Origin of the sequence: Nostoc sp., assembly GCF_036917615.1 — a bacterium.
Lineage (GTDB): Bacteria > Cyanobacteriota > Cyanobacteriia > Cyanobacteriales > Nostocaceae > Nostoc.
The window spans coordinates 258,650-284,350 of record NZ_JBALCZ010000027.1 but is presented as its reverse complement, the minus strand read 5'-3'; the positions used below and the strand labels follow the sequence as shown (position 1 = coordinate 284,350).

At 41.6% G+C, this 25,701-nt stretch carries 26 protein-coding genes, 1 other RNA gene and 3 pseudogenes; 20 read left to right on the top strand and 10 right to left on the bottom strand.

Translation table 11 applies throughout. The annotated features are described in order from the left end of the window. Positions 1 to 449: 449 nt before the first annotated feature. Complete coding sequence (locus V7K85_RS10790; RefSeq protein WP_334813414.1) at positions 450 to 980, top strand: hypothetical protein; 531 nt, start codon at positions 450 to 452, stop codon at positions 978 to 980. Here V7K85_RS10790 and V7K85_RS10785 read toward each other — a convergent pair whose 3' ends face one another. The 3 genes from V7K85_RS10785 to V7K85_RS10775 form a co-directional block, all read right to left on the bottom strand. Beyond that, a complete protein-coding gene (locus tag V7K85_RS10785) occupies positions 981 to 1,289 on the bottom strand; it encodes a 2-phosphosulfolactate phosphatase (RefSeq protein WP_334813412.1) in 309 nt (102 codons plus the stop codon). It abuts the gene before it with no gap. 30 nt (positions 1,290 to 1,319) lie between these two features. After that, the gene (locus tag V7K85_RS10780) at positions 1,320 to 1,688 is read right to left on the bottom strand and encodes a hypothetical protein (RefSeq protein WP_334813410.1); all 369 of its coding nucleotides are present in this window, start codon (positions 1,686 to 1,688) and stop codon (positions 1,320 to 1,322) included. A gap of 130 nt (positions 1,689 to 1,818) precedes the next feature. Next, positions 1,819 to 2,886 carry an IS630 family transposase gene (locus V7K85_RS10775; protein ID WP_334813408.1) on the bottom strand — a complete coding sequence of 356 codons (1,068 nt, stop codon included), beginning with the start codon at positions 2,884 to 2,886 and terminating at the stop codon, positions 1,819 to 1,821. Positions 2,887 to 3,030: 144 nt separating this feature from the next. Between V7K85_RS10775 and V7K85_RS10770 the strand changes: the two genes are divergently transcribed. The 15 genes and pseudogenes from V7K85_RS10770 (at position 3,031) to ssrA (ending at position 13,151) form a co-directional block, all read left to right on the top strand. After that, positions 3,031 to 3,213, top strand: a complete 183-nt coding sequence (locus V7K85_RS10770; protein ID WP_334813533.1) for an element excision factor XisH family protein — start codon at positions 3,031 to 3,033, stop codon at positions 3,211 to 3,213. After that, a pseudogene (locus tag V7K85_RS10765) lies at positions 3,201 to 3,528 on the top strand (XisI protein). The gene V7K85_RS10770 and the pseudogene V7K85_RS10765 overlap by 13 nt, the downstream one beginning before the upstream one ends. Positions 3,529 to 3,611: 83 nt before the next feature. Next, positions 3,612 to 4,793 (top strand): class I SAM-dependent methyltransferase, encoded by a 1,182-nt coding sequence (locus V7K85_RS10760; protein WP_334813406.1) that lies wholly within the window; start codon positions 3,612 to 3,614, stop codon positions 4,791 to 4,793. Between the two features lie 103 nt (positions 4,794 to 4,896). Next, positions 4,897 to 5,055: a hypothetical protein gene (locus V7K85_RS10755; protein WP_334813404.1), complete on the top strand. Its 159-nt coding sequence runs from the start codon at positions 4,897 to 4,899 to the stop codon at positions 5,053 to 5,055. 287 nt (positions 5,056 to 5,342) lie between these two features. Beyond that, on the top strand, positions 5,343 to 5,783 hold the full coding sequence (locus V7K85_RS10750; protein WP_334813402.1) for an ATP synthase subunit I: 441 nt from the start codon (positions 5,343 to 5,345) through the stop codon (positions 5,781 to 5,783). A 60-nt stretch (positions 5,784 to 5,843) separates the two neighbouring features. Then, positions 5,844 to 6,605: a F0F1 ATP synthase subunit A gene (gene atpB, locus V7K85_RS10745; RefSeq protein WP_273762315.1), complete on the top strand. Its 762-nt coding sequence runs from the start codon at positions 5,844 to 5,846 to the stop codon at positions 6,603 to 6,605. Positions 6,606 to 6,754: 149 nt separating this feature from the next. Beyond that, positions 6,755 to 7,000, top strand: a complete 246-nt coding sequence (gene atpE / locus V7K85_RS10740) for an ATP synthase F0 subunit C (protein WP_012411162.1) — start codon at positions 6,755 to 6,757, stop codon at positions 6,998 to 7,000. A 357-nt stretch (positions 7,001 to 7,357) separates the two neighbouring features. Next, the gene (locus V7K85_RS10735; RefSeq protein ID WP_334813400.1) at positions 7,358 to 7,789 is read left to right on the top strand and encodes a F0F1 ATP synthase subunit B'; all 432 of its coding nucleotides are present in this window, start codon (positions 7,358 to 7,360) and stop codon (positions 7,787 to 7,789) included. 163 nt (positions 7,790 to 7,952) lie between these two features. After that, positions 7,953 to 8,525 carry a F0F1 ATP synthase subunit B gene (locus V7K85_RS10730; protein ID WP_334813398.1) on the top strand — a complete coding sequence of 191 codons (573 nt, stop codon included), beginning with the start codon at positions 7,953 to 7,955 and terminating at the stop codon, positions 8,523 to 8,525. Beyond that, the gene (atpH, locus tag V7K85_RS10725) at positions 8,522 to 9,076 is read left to right on the top strand and encodes an ATP synthase F1 subunit delta (RefSeq protein ID WP_334813396.1); all 555 of its coding nucleotides are present in this window, start codon (positions 8,522 to 8,524) and stop codon (positions 9,074 to 9,076) included. Before V7K85_RS10730 ends, atpH begins: the two co-directional genes overlap by 4 nt. 181 nt (positions 9,077 to 9,257) lie before the next feature. Then, positions 9,258 to 10,778: a F0F1 ATP synthase subunit alpha gene (gene atpA / locus V7K85_RS10720; protein WP_334813395.1), complete on the top strand. Its 1,521-nt coding sequence runs from the start codon at positions 9,258 to 9,260 to the stop codon at positions 10,776 to 10,778. 96 nt (positions 10,779 to 10,874) lie between these two features. Continuing rightward, positions 10,875 to 11,822, top strand: a complete 948-nt coding sequence (locus V7K85_RS10715; RefSeq protein WP_334813393.1) for a F0F1 ATP synthase subunit gamma — start codon at positions 10,875 to 10,877, stop codon at positions 11,820 to 11,822. Between the two features lie 105 nt (positions 11,823 to 11,927). Beyond that, a complete protein-coding gene (locus V7K85_RS10710) occupies positions 11,928 to 12,125 on the top strand; it encodes a hypothetical protein (protein WP_334813392.1) in 198 nt (65 codons plus the stop codon). Then, positions 12,109 to 12,693 carry a class I SAM-dependent methyltransferase gene (locus V7K85_RS10705; protein ID WP_334813390.1) on the top strand — a complete coding sequence of 195 codons (585 nt, stop codon included), beginning with the start codon at positions 12,109 to 12,111 and terminating at the stop codon, positions 12,691 to 12,693. Before V7K85_RS10710 ends, V7K85_RS10705 begins: the two co-directional genes overlap by 17 nt. 67 nt (positions 12,694 to 12,760) lie before the next feature. Further along, positions 12,761 to 13,151: a transfer-messenger RNA gene (ssrA, locus tag V7K85_RS10700) on the top strand. A 69-nt stretch (positions 13,152 to 13,220) separates the two neighbouring features. Here the strand turns inward: ssrA and V7K85_RS10695 are convergent. Further along, the gene (locus V7K85_RS10695; protein ID WP_334813388.1) at positions 13,221 to 13,676 is read right to left on the bottom strand and encodes a helix-turn-helix domain-containing protein; all 456 of its coding nucleotides are present in this window, start codon (positions 13,674 to 13,676) and stop codon (positions 13,221 to 13,223) included. Positions 13,677 to 14,847: 1,171 nt separating this feature from the next. Between V7K85_RS10695 and V7K85_RS10690 the strand changes: the two genes are divergently transcribed. From V7K85_RS10690 to V7K85_RS36460, 3 genes are all read left to right on the top strand, one after another. After that, complete coding sequence (locus V7K85_RS10690) at positions 14,848 to 16,587, top strand: diflavin flavoprotein (RefSeq protein ID WP_334813386.1); 1,740 nt, start codon at positions 14,848 to 14,850, stop codon at positions 16,585 to 16,587. A gap of 266 nt (positions 16,588 to 16,853) precedes the next feature. Then, positions 16,854 to 18,566 carry a diflavin flavoprotein gene (locus V7K85_RS10685; protein WP_334813531.1) on the top strand — a complete coding sequence of 571 codons (1,713 nt, stop codon included), beginning with the start codon at positions 16,854 to 16,856 and terminating at the stop codon, positions 18,564 to 18,566. 82 nt (positions 18,567 to 18,648) lie between these two features. Continuing rightward, complete coding sequence (locus V7K85_RS36460) at positions 18,649 to 18,900, top strand: integrin alpha (RefSeq protein ID WP_442940573.1); 252 nt, start codon at positions 18,649 to 18,651, stop codon at positions 18,898 to 18,900. A 432-nt stretch (positions 18,901 to 19,332) separates the two neighbouring features. Here V7K85_RS36460 and V7K85_RS10680 read toward each other — a convergent pair whose 3' ends face one another. Further along, complete coding sequence (locus tag V7K85_RS10680; RefSeq protein WP_334813384.1) at positions 19,333 to 19,686, bottom strand: STAS domain-containing protein; 354 nt, start codon at positions 19,684 to 19,686, stop codon at positions 19,333 to 19,335. Positions 19,687 to 20,172: 486 nt separating this feature from the next. On the opposite strand from V7K85_RS10680, the gene V7K85_RS10675 reads away from it, so the two are divergent. Continuing rightward, positions 20,173 to 20,805, top strand: a complete 633-nt coding sequence (locus tag V7K85_RS10675) for a DedA family protein (RefSeq protein ID WP_334813383.1) — start codon at positions 20,173 to 20,175, stop codon at positions 20,803 to 20,805. Between the two features lie 130 nt (positions 20,806 to 20,935). Here the strand turns inward: V7K85_RS10675 and V7K85_RS10670 are convergent, their stop codons facing one another. The 5 genes and pseudogenes from V7K85_RS10670 to V7K85_RS10655 form a co-directional block, all read right to left on the bottom strand. Beyond that, the gene (locus V7K85_RS10670) at positions 20,936 to 22,138 is read right to left on the bottom strand and encodes an argininosuccinate synthase (protein ID WP_334813381.1); all 1,203 of its coding nucleotides are present in this window, start codon (positions 22,136 to 22,138) and stop codon (positions 20,936 to 20,938) included. 668 nt (positions 22,139 to 22,806) lie between these two features. Next, a pseudogene (locus tag V7K85_RS10665) lies at positions 22,807 to 23,645 on the bottom strand (alkaline phosphatase); the annotation flags it as partial. Next, positions 23,635 to 23,817, bottom strand: coding sequence for a hypothetical protein (locus V7K85_RS36455; protein ID WP_442940572.1), 183 nt, complete (start codon positions 23,815 to 23,817; stop codon positions 23,635 to 23,637). The pseudogene V7K85_RS10665 and the gene V7K85_RS36455, both read right to left, overlap by 11 nt. A 209-nt stretch (positions 23,818 to 24,026) precedes the next feature. Then, positions 24,027 to 24,263, bottom strand: a complete 237-nt coding sequence (locus V7K85_RS10660) for a hypothetical protein (RefSeq protein ID WP_334813379.1) — start codon at positions 24,261 to 24,263, stop codon at positions 24,027 to 24,029. Positions 24,264 to 24,412: 149 nt separating this feature from the next. Continuing rightward, positions 24,413 to 25,243 (bottom strand): annotated as a pseudogene (locus tag V7K85_RS10655) (cation diffusion facilitator family transporter); the annotation flags it as partial. Between the last annotated feature and the right edge of the window lie 458 nt (positions 25,244 to 25,701).

Below are 25,701 nucleotides of genomic sequence, written 5' to 3'. Positions count from 1 at the left end.
TGAACTTGAGAGTACTGCCTGCAAAACTGCCAGTAAATTAACCCAGTTAGCTTTTAGATTAAAACGTTTTGCGTTTTCAAGGCGGGTTTATTAAGAAGTGTGTAGAATCTGTAGCTTTTATCAATCCAATCTCAAAAATAGCTCCTCTTATTTGCTGAGATTAAATCTAACTTTTGTCACTAAGTAGTAGGTGGTGCTATCACAAACATCAAAATCGAGGTTTTCGGCATCGGTAGACCATGCCTACCTTACGATTATTAACTGGTGCAAAATCTTTGTTAAAACCAAGTTGCCTTTAGCAACGTCAGTGGACAGTAGTCATTATTGAATGTTAAGTTTTTTTTTGGCTACTAATAAATTCATATTAATAAATAACGCCATCCTGGAAATAATTGTTAATTTGTGGTGGTTTTAGCTTTAGCTATGAGCATTATTTAAGAGGAAATACTATGCATAAAAGTGATAAATTTAACTATTTATTCAATGCTACCTTGTCTGCGATCGCAGCTGTTTTGGCTGTCACTCCTGCAAATGCGCTTCCAGAACAAAACATCAACACCGTTGTGAAGTGGGCAAAGACCAGACCTCAACTACCAACTCTGAAATACAACAGCGAAGCCCACGGCTACGAGGGTACAAAGGAAAAATTATACTTTTATGCTGATGTCACTTCTCAAAATGGGACAGTGACTAAAGAAGGAATAACTGTGAGTGGAGACTCAAGCATTAAATTCACCACAAAAAATGCCAAAACAGTGAAATTGTTACAAAATATTTATAATTTCAACATTGCCAATGACTTCCAGAAGTCTCGATATGTCACCAAAATTGGACGTGACCAGTTTTATCGCGGGCAAAAGTTTGCTTATATTACTGCCCAGGTACAGGGTGCGTCAGCATTGCAGATAATTCCCTTGAGAAATTTGCAAGAATTTATAAATAATGCCAAATATTGCCAAACCAATCAATGTGACCTTTGATTAAGTGTGTAGCCTGGAATTTACATAAGCATTATCAGTAAATAAAGGCACGCAATCACTAACGTTGTAGGCGGCTGAGAGTTGAACATCTGACTCAAAACCTTTTTCAATCAACTCTTTACCCGAACTGCATTTTTTCAAGTACCCCAGTAAATCCTGCTGGAAAGCCTGAAATGTTGCCACAGCCACTTTAGCTTCTGGTGACAAATTACCATCTAAATAACTGAGAATTGCGCCAGCACCAATTAAATCTTCAAATGCAGGTCGTAGGCTACCATCCTCTTTCCACCTCTCACCAGCTGGAATCACAGCGATTTTATCACCATACTTTTGGGCAAACTACGCTACAGCTTGACAATTTCGCAAACAACCAGCCAAAGTTGGTGTAGTCCCTGTATGTAAAGTCAGAAAAGAACCATTAGGTGAGGGTAAAACTAGTCTAGTTCCAGCAGTAATTTGAGCTACCGATTTTGGCGAGAGAGAATATCCAGTTGTAATCCAACGTTGTCTATGACTTGCCAACTCTGCTCGTACTGACTTGGCATAATCTATAACTGATTCATCTCTCATCGCATAGGGAAAAATTATCGCGCCGTTGTTGGTGGCAATTTCCACGCAGGTGGAAAAAGAGAGAACGTCAACTATTACAATTACATCACTGATGGGTGCGAGTTGAGCAACTCCTTGTGAGCCCCACTCACAGCGCAAATCAAACTCTGATTGGTTGTAAATCATTAGAGGTATATTTAAGCCCTAGTTGAGTTAGACTAGAAACAATAACATTGTCTAGATAAACGTCAGACATAGTGATTACTAACCTCATTTATGTATAGCAATCCTATTTGAGATCCGAACAGGGTGCATACTGATGCAGCTTGGGAAAATCAAATTCTTGATGATTGGTAAAGAACTTAAACAGCCACTTGACAACAGGAAAAGATTTGCACAGAGGCCAAAACTTTCTCAAAAAGTTTTTGGTCTGTAACCAAACATCTTCTACAGGGTTTTGTTCGGGTGCATTAGGTGCAAATCGAATACAAGTAATTGGCCATTGATCTGCTGCATGGCGCTCGTTTACATCTGCCAAAAACTTTTTAACTTCATCCGACCTCTGATAACTAGCTCCATCCCAAATTAAAGCAATTCTCTGCCTTGGACGTTGATTTTGTAGATGTTTAATGAAGTCTACTGTACTTGATGAGTTTCCGGCCGGATACTCGTGAACGATAAACTCTTGTGTTTTATAATCTAAGGCTCCAAAATAAGTTTGTCTATCTTTAATATTTTTAATCAGAATCTCAATTCTAATATCTGTCTTTCCCCAAACATATCCACAGACATCATTTGCAAGTAAATGGCATTCATCCACAAAAAAGACAACTAGATGCCCTGAATCAATCTCAGCTTGGTTCTGAGTCAAAAAATTAAGAATTTCTTCCCTGTTGATTTTGACTAAATCTGGATTGGAACTTGGGTTAATTTTCTGTGATTTCTTCCAACTAATATGAGCTGATGACAGCAGTTCATAGGAGCTTTGTTTGGATTGGTAAATCACACCATAATTTTCATCTAAATAACTCACTAATTCATCTATATTACAATAATCTTTTCCTCTCAACCAAGTCATAATTTCTCTATGTTGTTCTGGTGTTAAATAACTCTTTGCACCTTTATAACCTAGCTGGATACCGTCTATTCCTTCAGTTCCAAATCTTTGTTTCCAATTTGTAATACAAGACTTATTCATTCCCAAAAGTTTAGTAATCTTAGAGTATGGTTCACCTTGTAACGCCATTTTTACTGCTATTGCCCGTTGAAGTTCCCTGGACTCTGGATCTCTGTGAATGAACTCTGTTAAAATTGCTATTCTCTCTGATTTTTGTTGTTCTAGTAAAAAGTTATTCATCGGCATAATCTGTCATCAAGGCTTTAGTATAAACGTACCATGAGGTTGGATCTCATTTAGGATTGCTATAGACTGTAATTAGAGCAAGATAGACTCCTGAATCACTCAACATAATAATATGATCAAAAATATTTATATTATTAACTGCTAAATCGTTTAGCATTAAAAAAAGAAGAACCAGAACGCATTTTATATTTAGCTTTTAGCGAAGATACATACCAAGACTTTTTCTCACGTCAATTTATTCGAGATTCTTTAAAAGAATATCAAATTAAACTATTAATCTTCAATTCCTTAAGTCAGGATATTGTTTTATGGAAGGAATAAACTATTCTCAAATCATTCAAGATATTTTAATTAACCATTCCGCTAATGACGTGGCTAATGGCACAGAGGTACAATTGCTGTTTGACGCAGAACGCCATCATTATCAAGTCTTAAATATTGGCTGGAAAGAACAACGGAGAATTTATGGAGTCATCATTCATGTTGATATTAAAGAAAAAAATTTGGATACAAAGAGATGGTACAGAAATTGGCATCGCTAACGAATTAATCGTTGCTGGAGTAGCTAAAGAAGATATTGTATTAGGATTTCACGCTCCTTATAAACGTCAATTTACTGACTTTGCTGTTGGATAAATAGTAAGGAAATAAGCAATAGTAACCTTTGCCCTAATCATCCACCATCCGCTAAACTCAGAAATGCTGCGTTATTCCTGATCATGTCCGATTCCCAAACTGTTAGTGCTGCCGTTGCCAAACTCTACAATACCTACCCCTTCCCGCCAGAAGCCCTGTTAGATGAACCACCTCCAGGCTATAATTGGCGCTGGAATTGGCTAGCCGCTCATAACTTCTGCACAGGTCAAAAACCCCAAAAGCAAGATATTCGGATTTTAGATGCAGGTTGCGGTACTGGTGTGGGTACAGAGTACCTGGTTCACCTCAATCCCCAGGCTTCTGTTGTGGGAATTGACCTCAGTACTGGCGCTTTAGCTGTAGCCAAAGAACGTTGTCAGCGTTCAGGGGCTAACCGTGTTAAATTTCATCACCTTAGTTTGTTTGATGTGGAACAGTTGCCAGGTGAGTTTGATTTAATTAATTGTGTTGGCGTTTTGCATCATACCTCTGATCCAATTCGCGGTATTCAAGCTTTGGCGAAGAAGTTAGCCCCAGGCGGCTTAATGCACATTTTTGTGTACGGAGAGTTGGGACGCTGGGAAATTCAACTCATGCAAAAGGCGATCGCACTTATTCAAGGTGACAAAAAAGGCGACTACCGCGATGGTGTCCAAGTCGGACGAAAAGTATTCGCTTCTTTACCAGAAAATAACCGAATTGTCAAATACGATAAACAGCGTTGGTCACTAGAAAACAACAAGGATGAATACTTTGCTGATATGTACGTTCATCCCCAGGAAATTGACTATAACATTGAGACGCTGTTTGAATTAATTGATGCTTCCAGATTGGAGTTTATTGGTTTCTCGAATCCGAGTTTCTGGAATTTGGAGAGACTTTTAGGCAAAGCACCAGAGTTAGTAGAACGGGCGAAAGAGTTGAGCGATCGCCAGCTTTACCGCTTGATAGAATTACTAGACCCAGAAGTAACTCATTACGAGTTTTTCCTCGGTCGTCCTCCCTTAATCAAGGCCGACTGGTCAGACGATAACGCCCTATTGGCAGCGATTCCCGAACTTAATCCTTGTATTGAAGGATTTCCGAGTCAATGTTTCTTTAATTACGATTACCAGATTGTTAATTTATCAGTTGCAGAGTTTGAGTTTATGCAAAGATGTGATGCTAATTCAACAGTTGCAGAGATTTTAGCAGGTGTGCAACTGGGATTAGATCAGGTAAGAAAACTTCTTCAGCAGCAGCTTATTTTATTGACACCTGTTTAATTGTATTGTACTCTTATACCGAACTTTACATTCATGATTTTATACTCGTGGTGATCAGCGATCGCCGATTACCACTTTTGGCAAATTAATGTAGATTAGGAAAGTGCCCAAGAAACGGGGTATTGTACATCCCAAAAGTTGGAGTTTTCTGGAATTCAGCAGTGGTGCGATGTTAATGACAAGCCGCTACTCTACGATTTTTGATTTGCGGTACGCCCATACACTCTTCAAGCACCAGTTGATTTTATTGACACCGACTTAATTCAAACACTAAGACGCTATGTAACGACTTAAAAGGACAATTATCCACTCACAAAAGCTGGAATTGGAAGAAATTTGGAATTTCCAGGCAGCGATTATTGATTATTCACTTCCTGACTCACTCACATCATCAGCCGCTCTCTCGCTTCTGGGAGCGCGATCTTACTGAATGTCTAACGTTGACAAGAAGTTAATTGTTTTTTCCTAAAGTATTGTTACCGGATCGTGATATGATTCATCTGACTGAATGTGCAGTCATCATCTTTAGCTGTACTGGTTTCAAGTCTCGTGAGCTTGTCAGACGAATCAATTGCGCCCACTCCGACAACGCAACAAGATGCTAAAACTGTTTCTGAAGATACAGAATCAGATAATTCCATGCAAGAGTTCTATGAACTCTTCCAGCGGTTGTTGGTAATCACGCTTGTCTTGACGGGGGTTATTTTTATCTCTGTGTGGATTTTTTATTCCTTGAACATTGCTCTTAATTATTTAATTGGGGCGTGTACAGGTGTGGTTTACTTAAAAATGCTGGCTAGAGACGTTGAGCAGCTAGGTAGTGAAAAAACCAGTTTGAGCAAAACTCGTTTTGCTCTATTTATGGGAGTGATCGTCGTGGCAACTCAATGGCGTGAGCTACAGATTCTGCCCATATTTTTGGGATTTCTAACTTACAAAGCCACGCTCCTCGTCTATATGGTGCAAATTGCGTTCATTCCTGATTCTTAAAAAGTCAGGCTCACAAAGATAGTAATCCCATCCTCGCTCGTTGGGGAAAATGCTTGAAGAATGCAAATGCTTAGTGTCTTAAACGCCTTTAATTCTTTTCCCCTCGCCGAATTAGAAGTAGGTCATCATTTCTACTGGCAGTTGGGCAATCTTAAAATTCATGGGCAAGTTTTTCTTACCTCATGGTTTGTGATTAGCATTTTAGTAGTGGCTTCAATAGCTGCTACTCGCAACGCACAAAGAATTCCCAAGGGCATCCAAAATTTGATGGAATATGCTCTAGAATTTATCCGAGATTTGGCAAAAAACCAACTTGGTGAGAAAGAGTACCGCCCTTGGGTGCCATTTATTGGCACATTGTTCTTGTTTATTTTCGTATCGAACTGGTCGGGTGCTTTAATTCCCTGGAAGCTCATCAAGCTACCTTCGGGTGAATTGGCGGCTCCTACCAATGACATCAATACGACTGTTGCATTGGCACTGCTGACCTCTTTAGCGTACTTTTACGCAGGTTTTAGCAAACGGGGTTTGGGCTACTTTAAGAAATATATAGAGCCAACACCTATTTTATTGCCGATCGCAATTCTCGAAGATTTCACCAAGCCCCTCTCCCTAAGCTTCCGTCTATTTGGCAATATATTGGCGGATGAATTGGTAGTAGCGGTGCTGGTTCTGCTAGTTCCTCTATTTGTACCTCTGCCCGTAATGGCGTTGGGTTTGTTCACCAGTGCGATTCAAGCCCTGGTTTTTGCTACCCTAGCTGGAGCATACATTCATGAGGCCATGGAGGGACATGGTGGAGAAGAGCATGAGGAGCATTAAACTTCTCAGTTGATAGCACAGTTCCAAGAGCATGTTCGCTCAAAACATCGCAAAGCGCGATTGGTAAGAACCCGGTGCAGCGTGAAAAACACGTCTATAGTCGTTAACGTACTTTTGTTAGTTTTGTAATCAAAGCAAGGAAAATCAACATGGATCCATTAGTGCAGGCTGCTTCAGTTCTCGCTGCTGCTTTAGCGATTGGTTTAGCTGCAATTGGCCCCGGTATTGGTCAAGGAAATGCTGCTGGACAAGCAGTAGAAGGTATTGCCCGTCAACCAGAAGCAGAAGGAAAAATTCGCGGGACTCTGCTATTAACCTTGGCTTTCATGGAATCCTTGACTATCTATGGTCTGGTTATTGCCCTGGTGTTGCTGTTTGCTAATCCCTTCGGCTAAAACCTTAAAGTTTTTGTGAGTGTGGAGACGTGAAGCATCACGCCTCTACAATCTAAATAATATTTTGGGCATTTAGTCGTTCTGATGTAGTTGACTACCAATTTGAGATTTGGGATTTTGGGTCGCACCTTTGGTGCGCTCCCAGCGCAACTTGGATTATCAAGAGTTTTCTGTACATGCCCCTGAGCTAAGGCTACTCTAAAATCTAAAAGACGCTCCTACGTCGCTAACGCTACGCTATCCTCAATCTCAAATCCAAAATTACTTGACCCTTGTTGGCTATGGGTCTCTAAAATATCAAAGGTTGGATGATGTTGCTAGCCATGAAAACTGCTACTCCAGCCAAAGAGGAGATAAATGTTTGATTTCGATGCTACCTTGCCCTTCATGGCATTGCAATTCCTGCTATTTGCAGCTTTGTTGAATGTAATTTTCTATAAGCCACTGACCAAGGTACTAGACGATCGCGATAATTATATCCGAACTAATACCCTTGACGCGCGGGAACGCTTGGCGAAAGCTGAACGTTTAGCCACTGAATATGAGCAGCAGCTCGCAGAAGCTCGCAGAAGCTCGCAAGCTACTGTCGAAGCAGCTCAGGTTGAAGCTAAAAAAATTACTGCCCAAAAAATCGCTGAGGCGCAACAAGAAGCTCAGTCTCAACGAGAACAAGCTTCTGTTGAAATAGAGCAACAAAAGCAGGAAGCTATGCGTACCTTAGAGCAACAAGTTGATGCTCTAAGCAGGCAGATTCTAGAAAAACTATTGGGACCAGCTCCAGTTAGATAAACTAACTTTTCCTGGTTTTATGAAAGCATACGCGCAACAGGACGTTAGTGCCAGAGCGCTTAATTAAGTGTCAAAAAAAGGCACTTTTTTCCCTTCGGGGAAAGATACTTTATTTCCCTAAGGGAAAATACAACGTATTAGCAAGCGAGCAGCGCACTTGTAAATGAGTATCATGGGGACATTCTTATTACTTGCCGCAGAAGCGAACGCTGTTCACTCTGAATTGGCAGAAGGCGCAGCAGAAGGTGGTTTCGGTCTAAACCTAGACATTTTTGAAACCAATCTGATCAATCTAGCGATTCTGGTTGGCATACTATTCTACTTCGGACGTAAAGTTTTAAGCAATATCCTGAACGAGCGACAATCCAATATTGCGCTCGCAATTCAGGAAGCAGAAGGGCGCTTAAAAGAGGCACAGAAGGCGCTATCCCAAGCGCAAGAGCAGTTGACCCAAGCTCAGGCAGAGGCACAACGCATCCGCAAATCTGCTGAAGAAAACGCCATCAAGGCTAAAGAAACCCTGTTAGCGAAAGCAGTGCAAGACGTAGAACGCTTGAAACAAACAGCAGCAGCGGATTTAAACACCGAAACAGAGCGAGCGATCGCCCAACTGCGGCAGCGGGTAGCGACTCTAGCATTGCAAAAAGTCGAATCGCAACTCAAAGGCGGAATTGCCGACGATGCTCAACAAAGTTTAATTGACCGCAGCATCGCACAACTCGGAGGCAATGTATGACAAGTCAGGTAGCAACAGCCGAAGTAGCCCAACCTTACGCACAGGCACTTTTGTCAATAGCGCAATCGAAAAATTTGACAGAAGAGTTCGGGGAAGATGCGCGTACTTTCCTGGGACTGTTGAGAGGAGATAAACAGCTACAAAACTTCTTTGGCAACCCGTTTATTCAGTCTGAGAGCAAAAAGGCTCTGATCAAACAAATACTTGGTGAAGGCGCTAACCCCTACTTACGCAATTTTTTGCTAATACTAGTAGATAAACGGCGCATTGCATTCTTGGAATCAATTTTTCAACAGTATCTGGCGCTGTTGCGGCAGCTGAATCAAACCGTATTAGCGGAAGTAATTTCAGCCATTCCCCTCACAGAAGCTCAACAGCAGGCAATCATCCAAAAGGTCATTGCCATCACGAATGCTCGCCAGGTAGAACTAGAAACCAGGGTTGACAGTGAGTTAATTGGTGGTGTGATCATTAAAGTAGGTTCACAGGTAATTGATGCAAGTTTACGGGGTCAATTGCGTCGCCTTTCATTGCGCTTAACTAATAGCTAGAAAGTTAGGAGTAAGAAGTTAGAAGCAAAGCCGGAGACTCCGAAAGTCCGGTTAAAAGTTAGGAGTTAAGTAAAAGGTAATTTATTTTGACTTTTAATTTTGGCATTTTTAACTCATCACTCCTAACTCTTAACTCCTAACTCTGGAATTTTTCCGTCTCGAAAGCAAAAAAGATAGACACATGAGCATATCAATTAGACCTGACGAAATTAGCAGCATAATCCAACAACAAATCGAGCAATACGACCAAGAAGTCAAAGTTGCTAATGTTGGTACCGTCCTACAAGTAGGTGACGGTATTGCCCGGATCTATGGTCTGGAAAAGGCTATGTCTGGGGAACTCTTAGAATTTGAAGATGGCACAATTGGCATTGCCCAGAACTTAGAAGAAGACAACGTGGGCGCAGTGCTTATGGGTGAAGGGCTGGAAATTCAAGAAGGTAGTTCTGTAACTGCTACTGGTAGAATTGCCCAAGTACCCGTAGGAGAAGCCTTAATTGGACGAGTCGTAGACGCTTTGGGTCGTCCCATCGATGGTAAGGGAGACATCAAATCCTCAGAAAGCCGTTTGATTGAATCTCCAGCACCCGGTATCATTGCTCGCCGATCTGTACACGAACCCATGCAAACGGGTATCACAGCTATTGACTCAATGATTCCCATCGGTCGTGGTCAGCGGGAATTGATTATTGGTGACCGCCAAACTGGTAAAACTGCGATCGCCATTGACACCATCATCAACCAAAAAGAAGAAGATGTAGTTTGTGTCTACGTTGCGATCGGTCAAAAGGCTTCCACAGTTGCTAACGTGGTGCAGACATTGCAAGAAAAAGGCGCGATGGATTACACCGTCGTTGTCTTTGCTAGTGCCAGTGAACCAGCAACCCTGCAATACCTAGCCCCTTACACAGGCGCAACTATTGCTGAGTACTTTATGTACAAAGGCAAAGCTACCCTGGTAATTTATGATGACCTCTCCAAGCAAGCCCAAGCTTATCGGCAAATGTCCCTACTGCTACGTCGTCCACCCGGACGCGAAGCTTATCCTGGAGATGTATTCTACATCCACTCCCGTTTGTTAGAAAGAGCAGCAAAGCTGAGTGATGAATTAGGCAAAGGCAGTATGACCGCCCTGCCAATTATCGAAACCCAAGCTGGTGACGTTTCGGCATACATCCCCACAAATGTAATTTCCATTACCGATGGTCAGATATTCCTCTCTTCTGACTTGTTTAACGCTGGTATCCGTCCCGCTGTAAACCCTGGTATTTCAGTATCCCGCGTCGGTTCTGCGGCTCAAACCAAGGCAATGAAAAAAGTTGCCGGTAAGATTAAATTGGAACTGGCGCAATTTGACGACCTGCAAGCCTTCGCCCAATTTGCTTCCGACTTAGATAAAGCCACTCAAGACCAGTTGGCACGGGGTCAACGCTTGCGCGAACTCCTCAAGCAGCCACAAAATTCGCCACTCTCGGTATATGAGCAAGTAGCAATTTTGTATGCTGGTATCAATGGTTATTTAGATGATGTACCTGTAAATCAAGTAACCACCTTCACCCAAGGTCTGCGTGAGTACTTAAAGACTGGGAAACCGCAGTATGTGCAAGGAGTACAAGGCTCTAAAGCACTAGGTGATGCAGAAGAAGCTGCCTTGAAGGAAGCACTTACCGAATACAAGAAGACCTTCAAAGCAACAGCGTAATTAAAGTTAGGTGTGAAGAGTTAAGAGTTAAAAGTTAATGAAACACTCCTAGCTCTTAACTCCTAACTCCTAACTCCTAACTCCTAACTCAAGAATATGGCCAATCTAAAAGCAATACGCGATCGCATTCAGTCGGTCAAAAACACCAAAAAAATCACAGAAGCCATGCGCCTAGTTGCGGCAGCTAGAGTGCGGCGGGCGCAAGAACAAGTGCTAGCGACTCGCCCCTTTGCCGATCGCTTGGCACAAGTATTGTATGGTTTACAAAGCCGTCTGCGCTTTGAAGAAGCAAACCTACCACTACTGAAAAAACGCCAAGTTAAGTCAGTCGGACTGTTGGTGATCTCAGGCGATCGCGGTCTATGCGGCGGCTACAATAATAACGTTATCCGTCGTGCAGAAAACCGCGCCAAAGAAATCAAGGCAGAAGGTTTAGACTATCAATTTGTGCTCGTCGGACGCAAAGCTACGCAGTACTTTCAACGCCGCGATCAGCCCATTGATGCTACTTACAGCGGCTTAGAGCAAATCCCCACCGCTGCGGAAGCCAATCAGATTGCCGATCAACTACTTTCCTTGTTCCTTTCGGAAAAAGTAGACCGCATCGAGTTAATTTATACCAGATTCCTTTCCTTGGTTAGCTCCCGTCCTGTGGTGCAAACCTTACTGCCCCTCGATCCGCAAGGTCTAGAAGCAGCCGATGATGAAATCTTCCGCTTGACAACCCGTGGCGGTAAATTTGAAGTAGAACGGGAGAAAGTGACTAAGCAAGTCCGCCCGTTGGCTCCTGACATGATTTTCGAGCAAGATCCAGTGCAGATTCTCGATTCTTTGTTGCCCCTGTATCTAAGTAACCAGCTATTGCGGGCGCTGCAAGAATCGGCGGCTAGTGAACTAGCAGCGCGGATGACAGCCATGAGTAATGCCAGCGAGAATGCCGGTGAACTGATTAACACTCTCACACTCTCTTACAACAAAGCTCGACAAGCTGCAATTACCCAAGAACTCCTAGAGGTTGTTGGTGGTGCTGAAGCACTAACTTAAGGTATAGCTAATTATTTATTTGTAGTGCATTGTAATATATAGCCAATTGCTAATTATTTTAAGATTAGCAATTGGCTATTTTTAGTATTTGGCACTTTTAACTAGATGACATTGACGGCATACGGGCCTTTATGTACTGAGGTTTATGAAATAACTAAGCCTATTGATCGAGATTATCCTGATGTTCGATACTACATTAGACACCTTTCATCAATTGGTGGCAGAATTTTGGAGGCGATGGTAGGGACGGGACGACTACTCATTCCACTCCTAGAAGCTGGTATCAATGTTGAGGGTTATTGATAGTTCACCGGATATGCTTGCTGCTTGTCGAAAGCACTGTGCTGATAGGAATTTAAATCCGGTTCTCCATCAAGGTTGTGTAGAAAATCTTGACATTCCTGGTAAATTCAGTGCAATCGCAGTTTCCTTCGGCTCATTTATGCTGCTAGAAAAGCGAACTGCTGCTGTATCTGCTCTGCAAGCTTTTGCTCGACATTTGGAACCAGAAGGGCGAATCTTTATTGATTTAGAGTTGCCTATTGAAGATTTTAAAACAGAAAACATTGTTAAACAGCTACCACTAATTGACTGCCCTGATGGATCAATAATCCTCTTGCAATCCACATCTCGGATAGACTGGCTTAATCAACTTAATACGACTGTGATTCGCTACGAAAAGTGGAAAGAGGGCAAACTTGTTGCTACAGAGTTACAAAATTTTCCCTTACATTGGTTTGGACGCGACGAATTTATTATATGTTTACGGGAAAACGGCTACCAAGAGATCACCCTATGCGCCAACTATACTGATGGTCTAGAGCCAAGCTCATATAAAGATACCCTGTGTTTCTCAGCAGTACTGGCATGAATCAAAAATTTTTTGTCCAATAACACATTTCCAAAACCGCGTATTATAATTGAAGTATGAAGCGTATGGGTCCGTCACGGTTTCGACAGGTTGGCGAACGCTGCTCTGTGATTCAGGTCGAGAGTGAGTCTCCTCTCGGAAATCAAAGGCTCAAACAAAAAGTAAATGCGAATAACATCGTTAACTTTGCTCGTAAGGATGCTCTAGTAGCAGCCTAAAACACCTCTTACAGGTTCGAGCGTCTTTAGTTTGACTCCGTTAAGGACTGAAGACCAAACCCCAACGGATGCTCTAGCAAGCGTTCTCTGGTTGGCTTGCTGGCTAAGATTAAATCAGAGCATCCTACGTTCGGGATAATGAACGATTCCCGCCTTGAGGGTCAGAAAGGCTAAACCTGTGAATGAGCGGGGAGTCAATACCCAATTTGGACAGCAGTTCGACTCTGCTCGGATCCACTAAGAATAAGTAACAAATCCACCAAACACTTTAATGTTTAGGTGGATTTTGTTTTATTACTTGTCAATCAGCTAATTCTTCTGTTCCTGGGGTTGTTTGCGTGTGCTTCCAAACCTCTTTCCCCTTTTTTTAAGTACCCGTCGTAATCGATCTGCACTCAAGTTTACTTGACGTTCAGATGCCAGTTTTTTTGCTAATTGTTTTGAGTTATAAGTCTCTGACTCTTGAGCTAAACAATTTTCTAAATAAACCAAATCTGATTCCGAATATCGGGGTTTTCCCCCTCGGCCAGGAGCATCCCATAGACCTGCTAAACCCATCTTTTCCCAGCGATGAAGGGTTTGACGTACTGTTGAGATCGCCCAGTTTAAGCCTTTAGCAATATGCTCATTTTTTAAGCCACGAGCATTCAGCAGTAAAACTTGAGCGCGATCCTTTGTACGTTGAGGAATATCTTTGGCTTTTCTTAACTCTTCTAAAGTCAGCTTTTCTTCTTCAGTTAGAAAAACTTTTAATCGGCATCCCATAAACAATAACCTTTTACACAGTCAATTTTTGCGATTTCTATGTCTATTCACGCCTATATACTTAATAAATTACGTATTTAATAGCACATTCTAAAAGCGGAACTACAAGTATTAAGGATGCCTGCGTCTAGAAGGCTGCTACGCGAAAAGTATTGGCTTGAGAACACTATCAAAGTTTGCAATTTATCATCGACAATGAATTTTTATAAAAAGTTAGGCACATCAGAAATGACGCCATTAGCCTGTATAGGCAAATTTATTCGATAGCCATAAGCTGTAGCTTATAGCTATGACAATAAGAATTTGTTGGCGTTGTCCTGATTAATGTCGAAAGTCGATTATAAAGGACTGTATCATTAAATTTCTGAGATTATTCGTATGGTTACCGAGATTTATGGAAACTTTAAAAATCATTTTTACGCTAGTTTCCATTTGGATGAGCAGAAAAACATATACAAGCCTAGTTCCTTTTTATTCAACTCGTCTCGAAAAATTTGTTTAGATTATCTCCAAAAAAATATCTATTGTCTCAGCTTTACAGAAAGTTTATATTTAACGTAACCAGATTCTTGGTTAAGACAAAAATATATACAATACCCATTGGAAAAAACAGTGTTAACAGCTTATTTGATACGGATTGAAAACGTAAAAAAAATTTATCTTACCTTTCCTACTTTTCCCACCTTTCCTACTTTTATACTTAGTTATAATAGAGGAACTTAAAAACACTAACTTTATTGACATCTAAATCTATTCTCTTAAGACATTTATATTGTGATCGCTCAACATTCTGCGCCACAACTACAAAGTTTCTTTGTAAATCCTGGTATGTCCTTAGCATTGATAATTCTGAAAAACAAAGGTTTTTATAACAATCCAGGATGTGTGAGATTTTTTAATTTTTCAGCTTTTATTGTCAAATAATATGAGAAATATGATATTTTTGAATTAGGATAAAATCAGAAAAGTAGCAAAATTAAATACTCAGTAATTTTTGAGCAATAAATTAATATTTAATAGATTTTTTAAGTTATATTTTTTGCTAAAAAACAGTAATAATTGACACAAGTTAAGTTTTTCAAAAACTGATATTCATTACAACTTAAAAAAAGAATAATAGGGACAATGGGGGCAGAAGAAAAACCTGTTAATTTGCGCTCGGAGACGAATAATGGTAGCGATGTCTACGACAGGCAATGCCCACGCAGAGAACGTTCAACATCGGCTAACTATACAAACTGTAGAAATTGCCCCTAACACAACGGCGATTCGCTCTCTTGATTGGGACCGCGATCGCTTCGATATTGAATTTGGACTGCAAAACGGTACAACCTACAATTCATATCTAATTAGGGGTGAACAAACAGTTTTGATTGATACTTCTCACCAGAAGTTTCGTCAGCTGTATTTAGAGACTCTAAAAGGTCTTGTTAACCCCAAAACAATTGATTACATAATTGTCAGTCACACAGAGCCAGACCATAGCGGCTTAGTAGAAGATGTCCTCCAATTAGCTCCTAGAGCCACCGTTTTAGCCTCAAAAGTTGCGCTTCAGTTTTTGGAAGGCTTAGTCCACGATCCTTTTAGTAAACGGGTTGTGAAAACTGGCGATCGCATAGATATCGGCAAAGGACACGAAATCGAATTCGTGAGTGCGCCTAACCTGCACTGGCCGGATACAATCTTTAGCTTTGACCGCAAAACCCAAACCCTTTACACCTGTGATGCTTTTGGGATGCACTTTTGTGACGATCGCACCTTCGACGAAGATTTAGAAGCGATCGAAGCTGACTTTAGATTTTACTACGACTGCTTGATGGGCCCTAACGCTCGTTCTTTGGTGAATGCCATGAAGCGGATGAGCGAATTAGGGAAGATTAATATTATCGCCAACGGTCACGGGCCATTATTACACCACCATCTAGATGTTCTGACCGGCTGCTACGAAAATTGGAGCCAAAAACAAGCTAAAGCAGAAACAACAGTTGGTATGTTTTTTGTCTCAGATTACGGCTATAGTGAGCGCCTTGGTCATGCAATTGCCGAAGGTATACAGAAAACTGGGGTTGGGGTAGAAGTCCTGGATCTAAGTACTGCTGAGAGCCAAGAAATCCAAGAACTAGCCGGGAGAGCAGTTAGCATCATTATTGGTATGCCCCCGACTACAAGCGCCGCCGCCCAAGCTAGTATCAGTTCGCTGCTAGCTGTCGCCAAGAACAAGCAAATGGTTGGGCTGTTTGAATGTTACGGTGGGGATGATGAACCCATTGATACACTCCGCAGAAAATTTCTCGACTCTGGCATCAAAGAAGCTTTCCCAGCTATTCGGATTAGAGAGGCTCCTACCGGATCAACATTCCAGTTGTGTGAAGAAGCGGGTAAAGACTTGGGACAACTGCTGGTGCGCGATCGCAACATTAAGCAAATCAAGTCTCTCGACGTCGACATGGAAAAGGCGCTGGGTCGGATTAGTAGTGGACTGTATATAGTCACCACTAAAAAAGGAAATGTGTCAAGTGCAATGCTGGCCTCTTGGGTAACCCAAGCGAGTTTGCAACCCTTAGGATTCACGATTGCCGTTGCTAAAGACCGCGCCATTGATTCCTTAATGCAAGTAGGCGATCGCTTCGTCCTTAACGTTTTGGAAGAAGGCAATTATCAAGAACTGAAAAAGCACTTTCTCAAGCGCTTGCATCCTGGTGCTGACCGATTTGCTGGAGTGAAAACTCAAACCGCGAAAAACGGTTCTCCAATTCTAACTGATGCTCTGGCATATATGGAATGTGAAATACAGACCAGCATGGAATGCAGCGACCACTGGATTTTATACTGCACCGTCCAAGAAGGTCGTGTCTCCAAAAACGATGGACTGACAGCCGTTCGCCATCGGAAAGTAGGTAATTACTACTAATGGAGAGGATGAAAGGGATGAGGGGGAGAGTTGGAACTTAAAGTTTCAGCCTTTGAACCTCAACGTTGAGGTTCAAAGGCTCAAGTTTCAACCTCAGAACCTCAAACTCTCCCATCTCCCCCAACTCCCCCAACTTTCCCATCTCCCCCATCCGCACAATTTAAATGAGAGTCCCAAATTCTCTGAGCCGCTTCCTTGAACGCGTTAAAAACTGGGCAACATTTGCCTGGTTTTTCCAGATATTTCCCCAACTTTACCCAACAGCTATGACCAATTCCAAGCCACGCGACGTACAAGTTCTACCAATTGCTACAAATACTAAGGCTCTGAGAGCACGTAGTTGGTCACGTCTGCGGTTTGAAATTGAATACGCACTTGAAAGAGGTACTACCTCCAATTGCTATTTAATTGAAGCTGATAAAACCGCACTTATTGATCCACCCCCAGAAAGCTTCACCGAAATTTATTTAGAGGCATTGCAGCAGACTTTAGATTTACGACGTTTGGATTATATAATTCTGGGTCATTTTAATCCCAACCGAGTTGCAACCCTCAAAGCAATATTACAACTGGCACCACAGGTAACCTTTGTCTGTTCTCTTCCGGGTGCGAACAATTTGCGTGCTGCTTTCTTAGACCATGATTTGAAGGTCTTGGTGATGCGGGGGAAAGAAACTCTGGATTTAGGCAAGGGTCATGTTTTAAAATTCTTCCCTATTCCCAGTCCGCGTTGGCCAGAAGGACTTTGTACCTACGATCAGCAAACCCAAATTCTTTACACAGATAAGTTATTTGCAACTCATCTCTGTGGTGATGAAGTGTTTGATGATAACTGGGAAGCGCTCAAAGAAGACCAGCGTTACTACTTTAACTGCCTGATGGCTCCCCAAGCTCCTCATGTGGAATCAGCCTTGGAGAAAATATCAGATTTGCAGGTAAGAATGTATGCTGTGGGTCACGGCCCCTTAGTACGCACCAGCTTAATCGAACTCACCAAAGCTTATGGAGAGTGGAGCCGTGCTCACAACGATCGCGAGATTTCCGTTGCCCTACTATATGCTTCAGCTTACGGGAATACGGCGACTTTAGCACAAGCGATCGCTCTGGGATTAACTAAAGGTGGAGTCGCGGTGAAATCGATCAACTGCGAATTTGCCACCCCTGATGAAATTCGGACTAACCTAGCACAATCAGACGGTTTTATCATTGGTTCTCCTACCATCGGTGGTCATGCGCCAACTCCCATTCATACTGCTTTAGGTATCGTGCTATCAAGCGGTGACAACAGCAAACTCGCTGGGGTATTTGGTTCCTATGGCTGGAGTGGCGAAGCATTGGACTTAATAGAAGGTAAACTCCGGGATAGTGGATATCGCTTTGGCTTTGACACTCTGAAGGTGAAGTTTAAACCTGATGATGTTACTCTCAAATTCTGTGAAGAACTAGGCACAGACTTTGCCCAAGGACTGAAAAAGGCTAAAAAGGTACGCGTACCACAACAAGCCGCTACTCCACTGGAACAGGCTGTTGGTCGGATTGTTGGTTCCGTTTGCGTGGTTACAGCTAAACAAGGAGAAGTATCTACCGCCATGCTAGGCGCTTGGGTTTCTCAAGCCACCTTCAACCCACCCGGACTCACCGTTGCGATTGCTAAAGAGCGAGCGATCGAATCTTTGATGTATCCAGGCGGTAAGTTTGCCTTAAATATCCTACCTGAAGGCAATCATCAAGATTACATGAAGCATTTCCGTAAATCTTTTGCGCCTGGGGAAGACCGATTTGCCAACTTTAGTACAGCAGTTGCGGATAACGGCTGTACCGTCCTCACAGACGCTTTAGCATATCTGGAATGCTCAGTCAAGCAACGTCTGGAATGTGGCGATCACTGGGTTGTATATGCAACTGTGGATGAAGGTAAATTACTCAAGCCTGATGCTGTTACTGCCATCAACCATCGTAAAATCGGCACTCATTATTAGATAGTGAGAAATTTAACCTAACGGAACCACTTTAGCTCAAATATAGCCAAGGCGTTTTACGACAAAAATTCTCTTTTTTCTGGTGGCATGGGCATCTTGCCCGTCCCAGTTTTTTTGTCGAGATGCAGAGTACGCCCAAGTAAGCAGCAACGGTTTTGTGCTCAACGGCATTAATGAGCGTGACCACTCAGGCTACTCCGTCAGCAGTGCCGCAGACATCAACGGCGACGGTATAGACGACCTGATTATTCAGGCAACTTTTTTCAACCGCGAGTACTCGATAGGTGCTTATAAGAGCTACGTTGTGTTTGGCGCTAATAACCCAAGTTGCTAGTTATGAGGGAGAGCTATCACTGAGTTAAATGTGATCCTGTGACTTTATTTAACGTTTGTACTTTTGATTGAGTCTGAGTCGCGGTAGCGCCTAGCGCTACCGTCAACTTGTCGTGCGCGTAGGCTAGCAAGAACCACAGGCATCGCCTGAACTAGCGGTTACCAAGCACCCAGAATTCAATAACCTGCAACTTGGGTTACTACTTTGTTGGCTTAGATAGATTGGCTTCCAACAAGCAGATTCATTCATCTGCAATTGATATTAGCTAGCTTAAAGCCATGAGTTTTCCTCAACATTCTTCTCTAGACAAAATAGAAAATCAGCCTGCTAGCACCAGACTGTTATCTTTGACGATCTGAGAATATATTGAAGAATATGAAAAAATGCAAATATTGCTTGACTCCACCATCCTTCTATAGGTAGATTTATTAGCTAGCCAGCTAACACCAGACTGTTATCTTTGACGGTAGTAAAAATATCTTCGTAAGTGTGAAAAATTTCAAACACTGAATCTAGTTGGGTAAGTTCCAAAATTAACCGTACAGGAACTTGCACGTTGCATAAAACCAAGCGGCAACCACTCTGACGTGCAGCTTTCAGCCCTTTCACTAGGGGAACTAACCCAGAACTGTCCATAAAACTAACTTCTACTAGGTCAATAACCCAGAGTTGATGAGCTTGAGGCACTACTCCAGCCATCTGTTCACTCAAAGCCTTACCGCCTTCTAAATCTATGCTTGCTTGGGGTTTAAACAAAATCACTTGAAGTTCTTGTGTGAGAGTCATGAATTTAACAGGGTAGTTGGAACACTTGACAAAAAATTGAAAAAAGACATCAATACCTCTTCTCTTTCAACGGCAAAACGACTGTTTTACGCAGATATTTGGGCAATTGCAGTTGTGCAGTTGAGAGTGATTATTTCAGTATTCATATCGTATAATTTGTGATAACTTTTATCAATATAGGCATAAGCGCCTAAGAATTTCGGTATCAACCGTATCTTTTACAAGATTTTCATAATTTAACTGCATATTTATAAATTTTTTATAAATATTTTAATTTATTTACAAAAAAAATGAATTTGTGATAATAAACTCAAAAAATGTATAGTTAATTGTCAAAAATTAATAGTTACCATAGATTTAAAGTTATGATTCATTCAGAATTAAACTAATGACTTAATGACTCTATGTAGTGGTTTGATTGACACCCCGCGCAGAAACAAGCAAAGATATAATAAAAGTAAAAATTTGTAAAGACGGCGGTATGGGATGTCTTTAGAGCTGATTTCACTAGAAAATATCCAGGAAGTCGCCCACACATACGGGTATTGGGCAATTTTCTTGGGAATTTTGCTAGAAAATTTAGGCATTCCCCTTCCTGGTGAAACCGTGACCTTAGTAGGCGGGTTTCTAGCTGGCAGCAATGAACTAAATTTCTGGCTGGTTCTCGGTGATGCAATTATGGGTGCTGTAATTGGCGGCACTTGTGGCTATTGGATTGGTAGAGTTAGTGGTTGGCCTTTTCTGGTAAAAGTTGGTAGCATACTTCGGATTTCGGAAGTGCGGCTGCTAACTATTAAAGATCAATTTAGTCAAAATTCTGCTAAAGCGGTATTTTTTGGACGTTTTCTGGCATTGTTACGAGTTTTTGCTGCACCACTAGCTGGTATAGCCGAAATGCCCTTTGGAAAATTCTTTTTATACAACTTTTTAGGAGCAGTTGCTTGGGCTAGTTTGATGGTGACATTAGCTTTTTTTGCTGGCAAAATTGTCTCTTTAGAACAATTGGTTGCTTGGGTGGGTCAATTTGCGATCGCAGCGTTACTGATCCTCGCTGCCTTAATTTTTGTCCCTCTGTGGCTGGAGTCTCGTCAAGTCAAGGAAGTGAGTAGTGAAGACTGAGAGTGAGGAGTGAGGAGTGAGGAGTGAAGAGTGAGGAATAAAGTGAAAAGTTATTTCTTTTAACTTTCACTTCTTGTATTTTGCATTTTTAACTCCTAACCCCTAACTCCTAACCCCTAACCCCTAACTCCTAACTTTTATTTTGCCGCGACCAAATGCGCGTTGGTAGTCCCCAAACGTAGATAAAGCCTTCAGCAGCTTTGTGGTCAAATTGATCTTCGGCTCCGTAGGTTGCCAAATTTGGAGTATAGAGGGAATTATCGCTTGAACGCCCAACTATTGTAGAGTTGCCCTTGAACAACTTCACTCGCACAGTTCCAGAGACTCGCTCTTGTGTCTTTTGAATAAAAGCATCCAGTGCAACTTTGAGTGGACTGTACCACAGACCGTTGTAAACAATTTGGCTGTAAGTTTCTTCAATCCCACGTTTGTAATGGGTGACATCTGCCGTTAAAGTCAAGCTTTCTAAATCCCGATGTGCCTGAATTAGCACCAACATCGCGGGTGATTCGTAGATTTCCCGCGATTTGATCCCCACCAGACGGTTTTCAATCATATCGATCCGTCCGATGCCGTGATTTCCTACCACCTGATTGAGTTGTTCAATTAGCTCAACAGGCTTTTTAGCTATGCCGTTGAGGGTTGTGGGAATACCACCGTGGAAACTAATTTCGATGTACTCTGGCTCATTGGGAGTGTGGGCGATCGCTTTGGTCATTTCATAAATTTCTTCTGGTGGCTCAAATGACGGATCTTCGAGTAAACCAGCTTCAATGCTACGACCGAGCAAATTCTTGTCAATGCTGTAGGGAGAGGATTTTTTGACTGGTGAGGGGATACCAAACTTTTCCCCATAGGCGATCGTTTCTTCACGGCTCATTCCCCATTCTCTGGCTGGTGCGAGGATCTTTAGGTTGGGGTTCAGGGCGGTGACAGAGACATCAAAGCGAACCTGATCGTTACCTTTACCGGTGCAACCGTGAGCGATCGCATCAGCACCATATTTTTCAGCGGTTTCTACTAATACCTTAGCGATCAGTGGACGGGCAAGGGCAGTTCCTAGAGGATAACGATTTTCATAGAGGGCGTTGGCTTGAATCGCCCCAAAGGCGTAATCTTTAACGAAGCTGTCTTTGACATCCGCCACTAGGGATTCACTTGCACCCGATTTCAAAGCTTTTTCTCGAATTGGCTCTAATTCATCTCCCTGACCTAAATCTGCTGCTAGGGTAATCACCTCTTCCACACCCCACTCCTTTTTGAGGTAGGGGATGCAAACTGAGGTATCGACTCCCCCAGAATATGCCAAGACAACCTTTTTGGCGCGACCCATTAATTTCTCCAGTTAGGAAAACAAACAATGAGTCATTATTATATCTAAACTAATGTATGTATATTTTCTTTATGCAACAACCTATAGGCAGATTGTCAGCAAACTCAGACAGAAGAATCTGTATAGGTCAATTTGTGCTTAATTCTAATCGAAGTTTGCAAATAGAGCGATCGCTTGTATATAAATATTCTTGATCTGGTTTTGAACATATCAATATTTTCAATGCTAAGGGATTCATCTCAAAATGCAATATATCTAGGACTTACGCATTGACAAAAAGTTTATCATGTGTCTAAGTCCCTATTTTCTATTAAGAGGTTGTTTGAAAAGTGTTTTCCTGTGACTTTAGGCACTTTTAGATCCTCCCTAACCCACGCCAGTCGCTCCACTTGGGGAGACCCCTTGGCGCTAGCAGGGCTGTTTCATTCCCTAAAGAGCCTTAAAAATCAAGTGTTATAGCGATTAAAAATTGATTATTTTGTTACCAACGTGCCGAGAAAATGAACAATCTTACTGTTGTTTAAGTGCTTAAAAGTTCATCTTCTCGTCACCCTCACTTACAATTTTTCTCGCAAACCATCTTGACAAATTCTGTTTGAAATGGTGTAACACACGTCTCTGCAACACCAAGCTTTTCAATCAATGTTCAGTGAAGCAGTGGATTAAATTCACTGACTCGTCAGCGCAGTTTTCATTGCCTTAAAGATATGGCTCTGATCAACTACTCCTCGGACACCGGGCGCACTGTAAGTAATATTAGAACTATCTTTGAACTTAACTTCTTTTCCCAGGTATTTAGTCAGAACTGATGCATAAGCACCTTGATAGTAAACAGGTACAATCCTTCGGCTGTGACTACCCCAGAGGTACTTATAATTCGGATCAGACCCTCAAAAGTGACCAGCATCTTTAGAATTATGCTTGTTGAAAGTGATGTCCTTGGCGTTATACTTCAAGCCCTTAGACTGATTTGGTTAGGATTAGGAGTCAACTTTGATACAAAGTCATTATTCAGAGTTAAATAGTGGTCATGGTCAGCAGTAACGAGTAGCAAGTTCTTGCTCCAACCACCATGATTGTTGATCCAGGTAATAACCTGTTGAACTGCTTTGTCAAAATCATTCATAGTACCAATCAGGTTATCCATGTTGTTGTCATGAGCACCCCAATCGATATCACCTCCCTCAATCATTAGCCAGAAGCCATCTTTGTCCTTACCTAAAACTTTAAGAGCAGCTTTGCTCAGATCAGCCAAAGTTGGATTTTCGTTAATCTCTCTGGCAATGAAGCTAGCATGGGTTTCATCGGCAGCCAGAGGACGCACAGTATCAGGTGCAGGAGCATTGGGAGCAATCGGGTTGCCTGCTGCATCAATGACAGGAACACACTCCCCAGCAGTACCCGGAATGATTTGACCTGATGGACAGGGAGTTACAGTTTTAACAACAGAGCTATAGAGTGTGAAATTACCCAGATCTGTGGTGCTGTAGTCACCTTTAGAGGAACTGTGCCATGTTCCAACCCATGCCATCGCCAATCATGATAATCACGTTAATGCCATTACCAGCGGCCATAGTCGGCTGAAAAATAGAATTACTAAATATCAGCAGAACGGTACAGAAAAAGCCAGCCATAGTCAAAGCTAGGAAGCGTCTGTACTTTCCTAAAAATGAAATCATTGCTGTATGCCTTCAGATTGATTGAGCAATTAGTAGCTGTTAATACTTAATATTTACGCGAAAATTCCCAAAAAGCTTAATTTACCGTAGACACGTAGTGGCTTGCCGCAGGCTAACGCTAACTCTTGAAGACACTAAATGTAGCTTATTTCTAAATATTAATACGTAGAATATCTCGTAGAGAAGAATTCGTAGAGTATGCGTAAGTCCTAATACTGATAAAAATTGGGTTCAAGATGATTATTCTCGAAGTTTGAGTGGGTAGCACTCACATCTGGTTGAGTAGAAGTTGTAACATAACTCTGGTTAGAGGCAGTAGCTGGTTGTTGATTCAATGTTCCCAAGAACAACAGGATTGCCAGAACTAAACCAGATATGAACCAAGCCAATGCACGTTTGTACTGTTTCATTACTGAAACGATTTTTGATTTTTGAATTAAAGTCATGATTAGCAAACCTCCTAGTAAATAAGTTATGCTTGTTAGACAATGGCTATGCTTTGACAATTAAAAAAGCGTCAATAAGCATCATGTTTAAATCTGAATTATAAGTAAGTGTAAAAGCTAATTTATTTGATATATTTTTAGCCATTGCTTCAGGATGAATGTGTTTGATTTGCCGATAATATTAAAGCTATATCTTGGTTGAAAAAAGGATGAATGGGTATTTTGGAGGGGTATTTACAGCTAGTTAGCTGCAAAGTTACTTCAGTGATGTTAAAAGTTTTTCGCAGATGAGTTTGTAATTTATTGAGTAAGCGATCGCGTTCTTGGGCTGTTGTACATTGAACTGTCAAATCAGCGCAAAGCATTACCTGATTTAAGCTAATTGCCCAGATATGAAGTTTTTTTACTTGAGCAACACCAGGAAAAGATTTGAGACATATTTCCACTTCATCTGGATCAATTGATTCTGGTGCATACTCCAAAAAAATTTTCAGGCTTTCTTGAACTAACGGTAAAGCACTTAAACCAGTAAAAGTTGCAACTACTAAACTAATAGCGACATCTGCCCAGCACCAATCCCAAAGATGAACTGCTAAAGCAGCTATAATAACGCCAACAGAACTGGCAGTATCAGCGATGACATGAAGCAAAGCTCCCCGCAGGTTTAAGTCGTCGTGAGTATGGGGATGAAGCAAAGAAATGTTGAGTAAATTGACTATTAAACCTAATACTGCAATTCCTAACATTGGTAAGCCCAAAATTGTTGTTGGATGTTGCCAGCGCCCAATAGCTTCCCAAGTAATAAAACTAGCGATCGCCAGCAAACCTAATCCATTCAACAAAGCCGCTAAAACTTCGATCCGTTGATGTCCGAATGTTGCCTGACTCTTAGCTGGTTGCCGTGCTAAGAAACTTGCAAATAGTGATATTAGCAAGGCTGTAATATCAGAGAACATATGCCCTGCATCTGCTTGTAGAGATAAACTTTTACTCTACAAACCTACACTCCACTGCGCTAAAAAAAAACAAATAAGTAAACCTAATATTATCCATAACATTTTGTCTTTTTGATGATTTTTAACCACTTTTGTAGAAGCATTTTCGCATCTACATTCATCCCATCGAAGTGAAAGCATTACCCAAAAAACCCTTTAAATCTACATTATTAGCCTGAAAAATATCCACCTCAAGATTTGTAATGAGTTTGTTTTTAATTTAGAATGCTATATCCTCAAAATTTCTCCTGGTTAATTTAAGAAATGGTAATGTTTACGTTAAATGACAGTCCATATTATATTTATTTACACCCATCCATTTATGTATTAATTAACTAATTATTAACCCTTACTGTTTTCGTGACCAGAATCAGGTAAGGAACAGTGTCAGCGTCGCATCTGTCCTATCCTGGAGATGGGTAAATAGTGTTGTGGGTGAGACT

Bases quoted from the DNA above. Each gene is read 5' to 3' on its own strand.
- V7K85_RS10670 (WP_334813381.1), bottom strand. From the start codon at position 22,138: ATGGGTCGCGCCAAAAAGGTTGTCTTGGCATATTCTGGGGGAGTCGAT.
- V7K85_RS10715 (WP_334813393.1), top strand. From the start codon at position 10,875: ATGGCCAATCTAAAAGCAATACGCGATCGCATTCAGTCGGTCAAAAAC.
- atpH (WP_334813396.1), top strand. From the start codon at position 8,522: ATGACAAGTCAGGTAGCAACAGCCGAAGTAGCCCAACCTTACGCACAG.
- V7K85_RS10775 (WP_334813408.1), bottom strand. From the start codon at position 2,886: ATGAATAACTTTTTACTAGAACAACAAAAATCAGAGAGAATAGCAATT.
- V7K85_RS10730 (WP_334813398.1), top strand. From the start codon at position 7,953: ATGAGTATCATGGGGACATTCTTATTACTTGCCGCAGAAGCGAACGCT.
- atpA (WP_334813395.1), top strand. From the start codon at position 9,258: ATGAGCATATCAATTAGACCTGACGAAATTAGCAGCATAATCCAACAA.
- V7K85_RS10680 (WP_334813384.1), bottom strand. From the start codon at position 19,686: ATGACTCTCACACAAGAACTTCAAGTGATTTTGTTTAAACCCCAAGCA.
- V7K85_RS10710 (WP_334813392.1), top strand. From the start codon at position 11,928: ATGACATTGACGGCATACGGGCCTTTATGTACTGAGGTTTATGAAATA.
- V7K85_RS10690 (WP_334813386.1), top strand. From the start codon at position 14,848: ATGGTAGCGATGTCTACGACAGGCAATGCCCACGCAGAGAACGTTCAA.
- V7K85_RS10790 (WP_334813414.1), top strand. From the start codon at position 450: ATGCATAAAAGTGATAAATTTAACTATTTATTCAATGCTACCTTGTCT.
- atpE (WP_012411162.1), top strand. From the start codon at position 6,755: ATGGATCCATTAGTGCAGGCTGCTTCAGTTCTCGCTGCTGCTTTAGCG.
- V7K85_RS10675 (WP_334813383.1), top strand. From the start codon at position 20,173: ATGTCTTTAGAGCTGATTTCACTAGAAAATATCCAGGAAGTCGCCCAC.
- V7K85_RS10735 (WP_334813400.1), top strand. From the start codon at position 7,358: ATGTTTGATTTCGATGCTACCTTGCCCTTCATGGCATTGCAATTCCTG.
- V7K85_RS10660 (WP_334813379.1), bottom strand. From the start codon at position 24,263: ATGACTTTAATTCAAAAATCAAAAATCGTTTCAGTAATGAAACAGTAC.
- V7K85_RS10685 (WP_334813531.1), top strand. From the start codon at position 16,854: ATGACCAATTCCAAGCCACGCGACGTACAAGTTCTACCAATTGCTACA.
- V7K85_RS10760 (WP_334813406.1), top strand. From the start codon at position 3,612: ATGTCCGATTCCCAAACTGTTAGTGCTGCCGTTGCCAAACTCTACAAT.
- V7K85_RS10705 (WP_334813390.1), top strand. From the start codon at position 12,109: ATGTTGAGGGTTATTGATAGTTCACCGGATATGCTTGCTGCTTGTCGA.
- V7K85_RS10695 (WP_334813388.1), bottom strand. From the start codon at position 13,676: ATGGGATGCCGATTAAAAGTTTTTCTAACTGAAGAAGAAAAGCTGACT.
- atpB (WP_273762315.1), top strand. From the start codon at position 5,844: ATGCAAATGCTTAGTGTCTTAAACGCCTTTAATTCTTTTCCCCTCGCC.
- V7K85_RS36455 (WP_442940572.1), bottom strand. From the start codon at position 23,817: ATGATTTCATTTTTAGGAAAGTACAGACGCTTCCTAGCTTTGACTATG.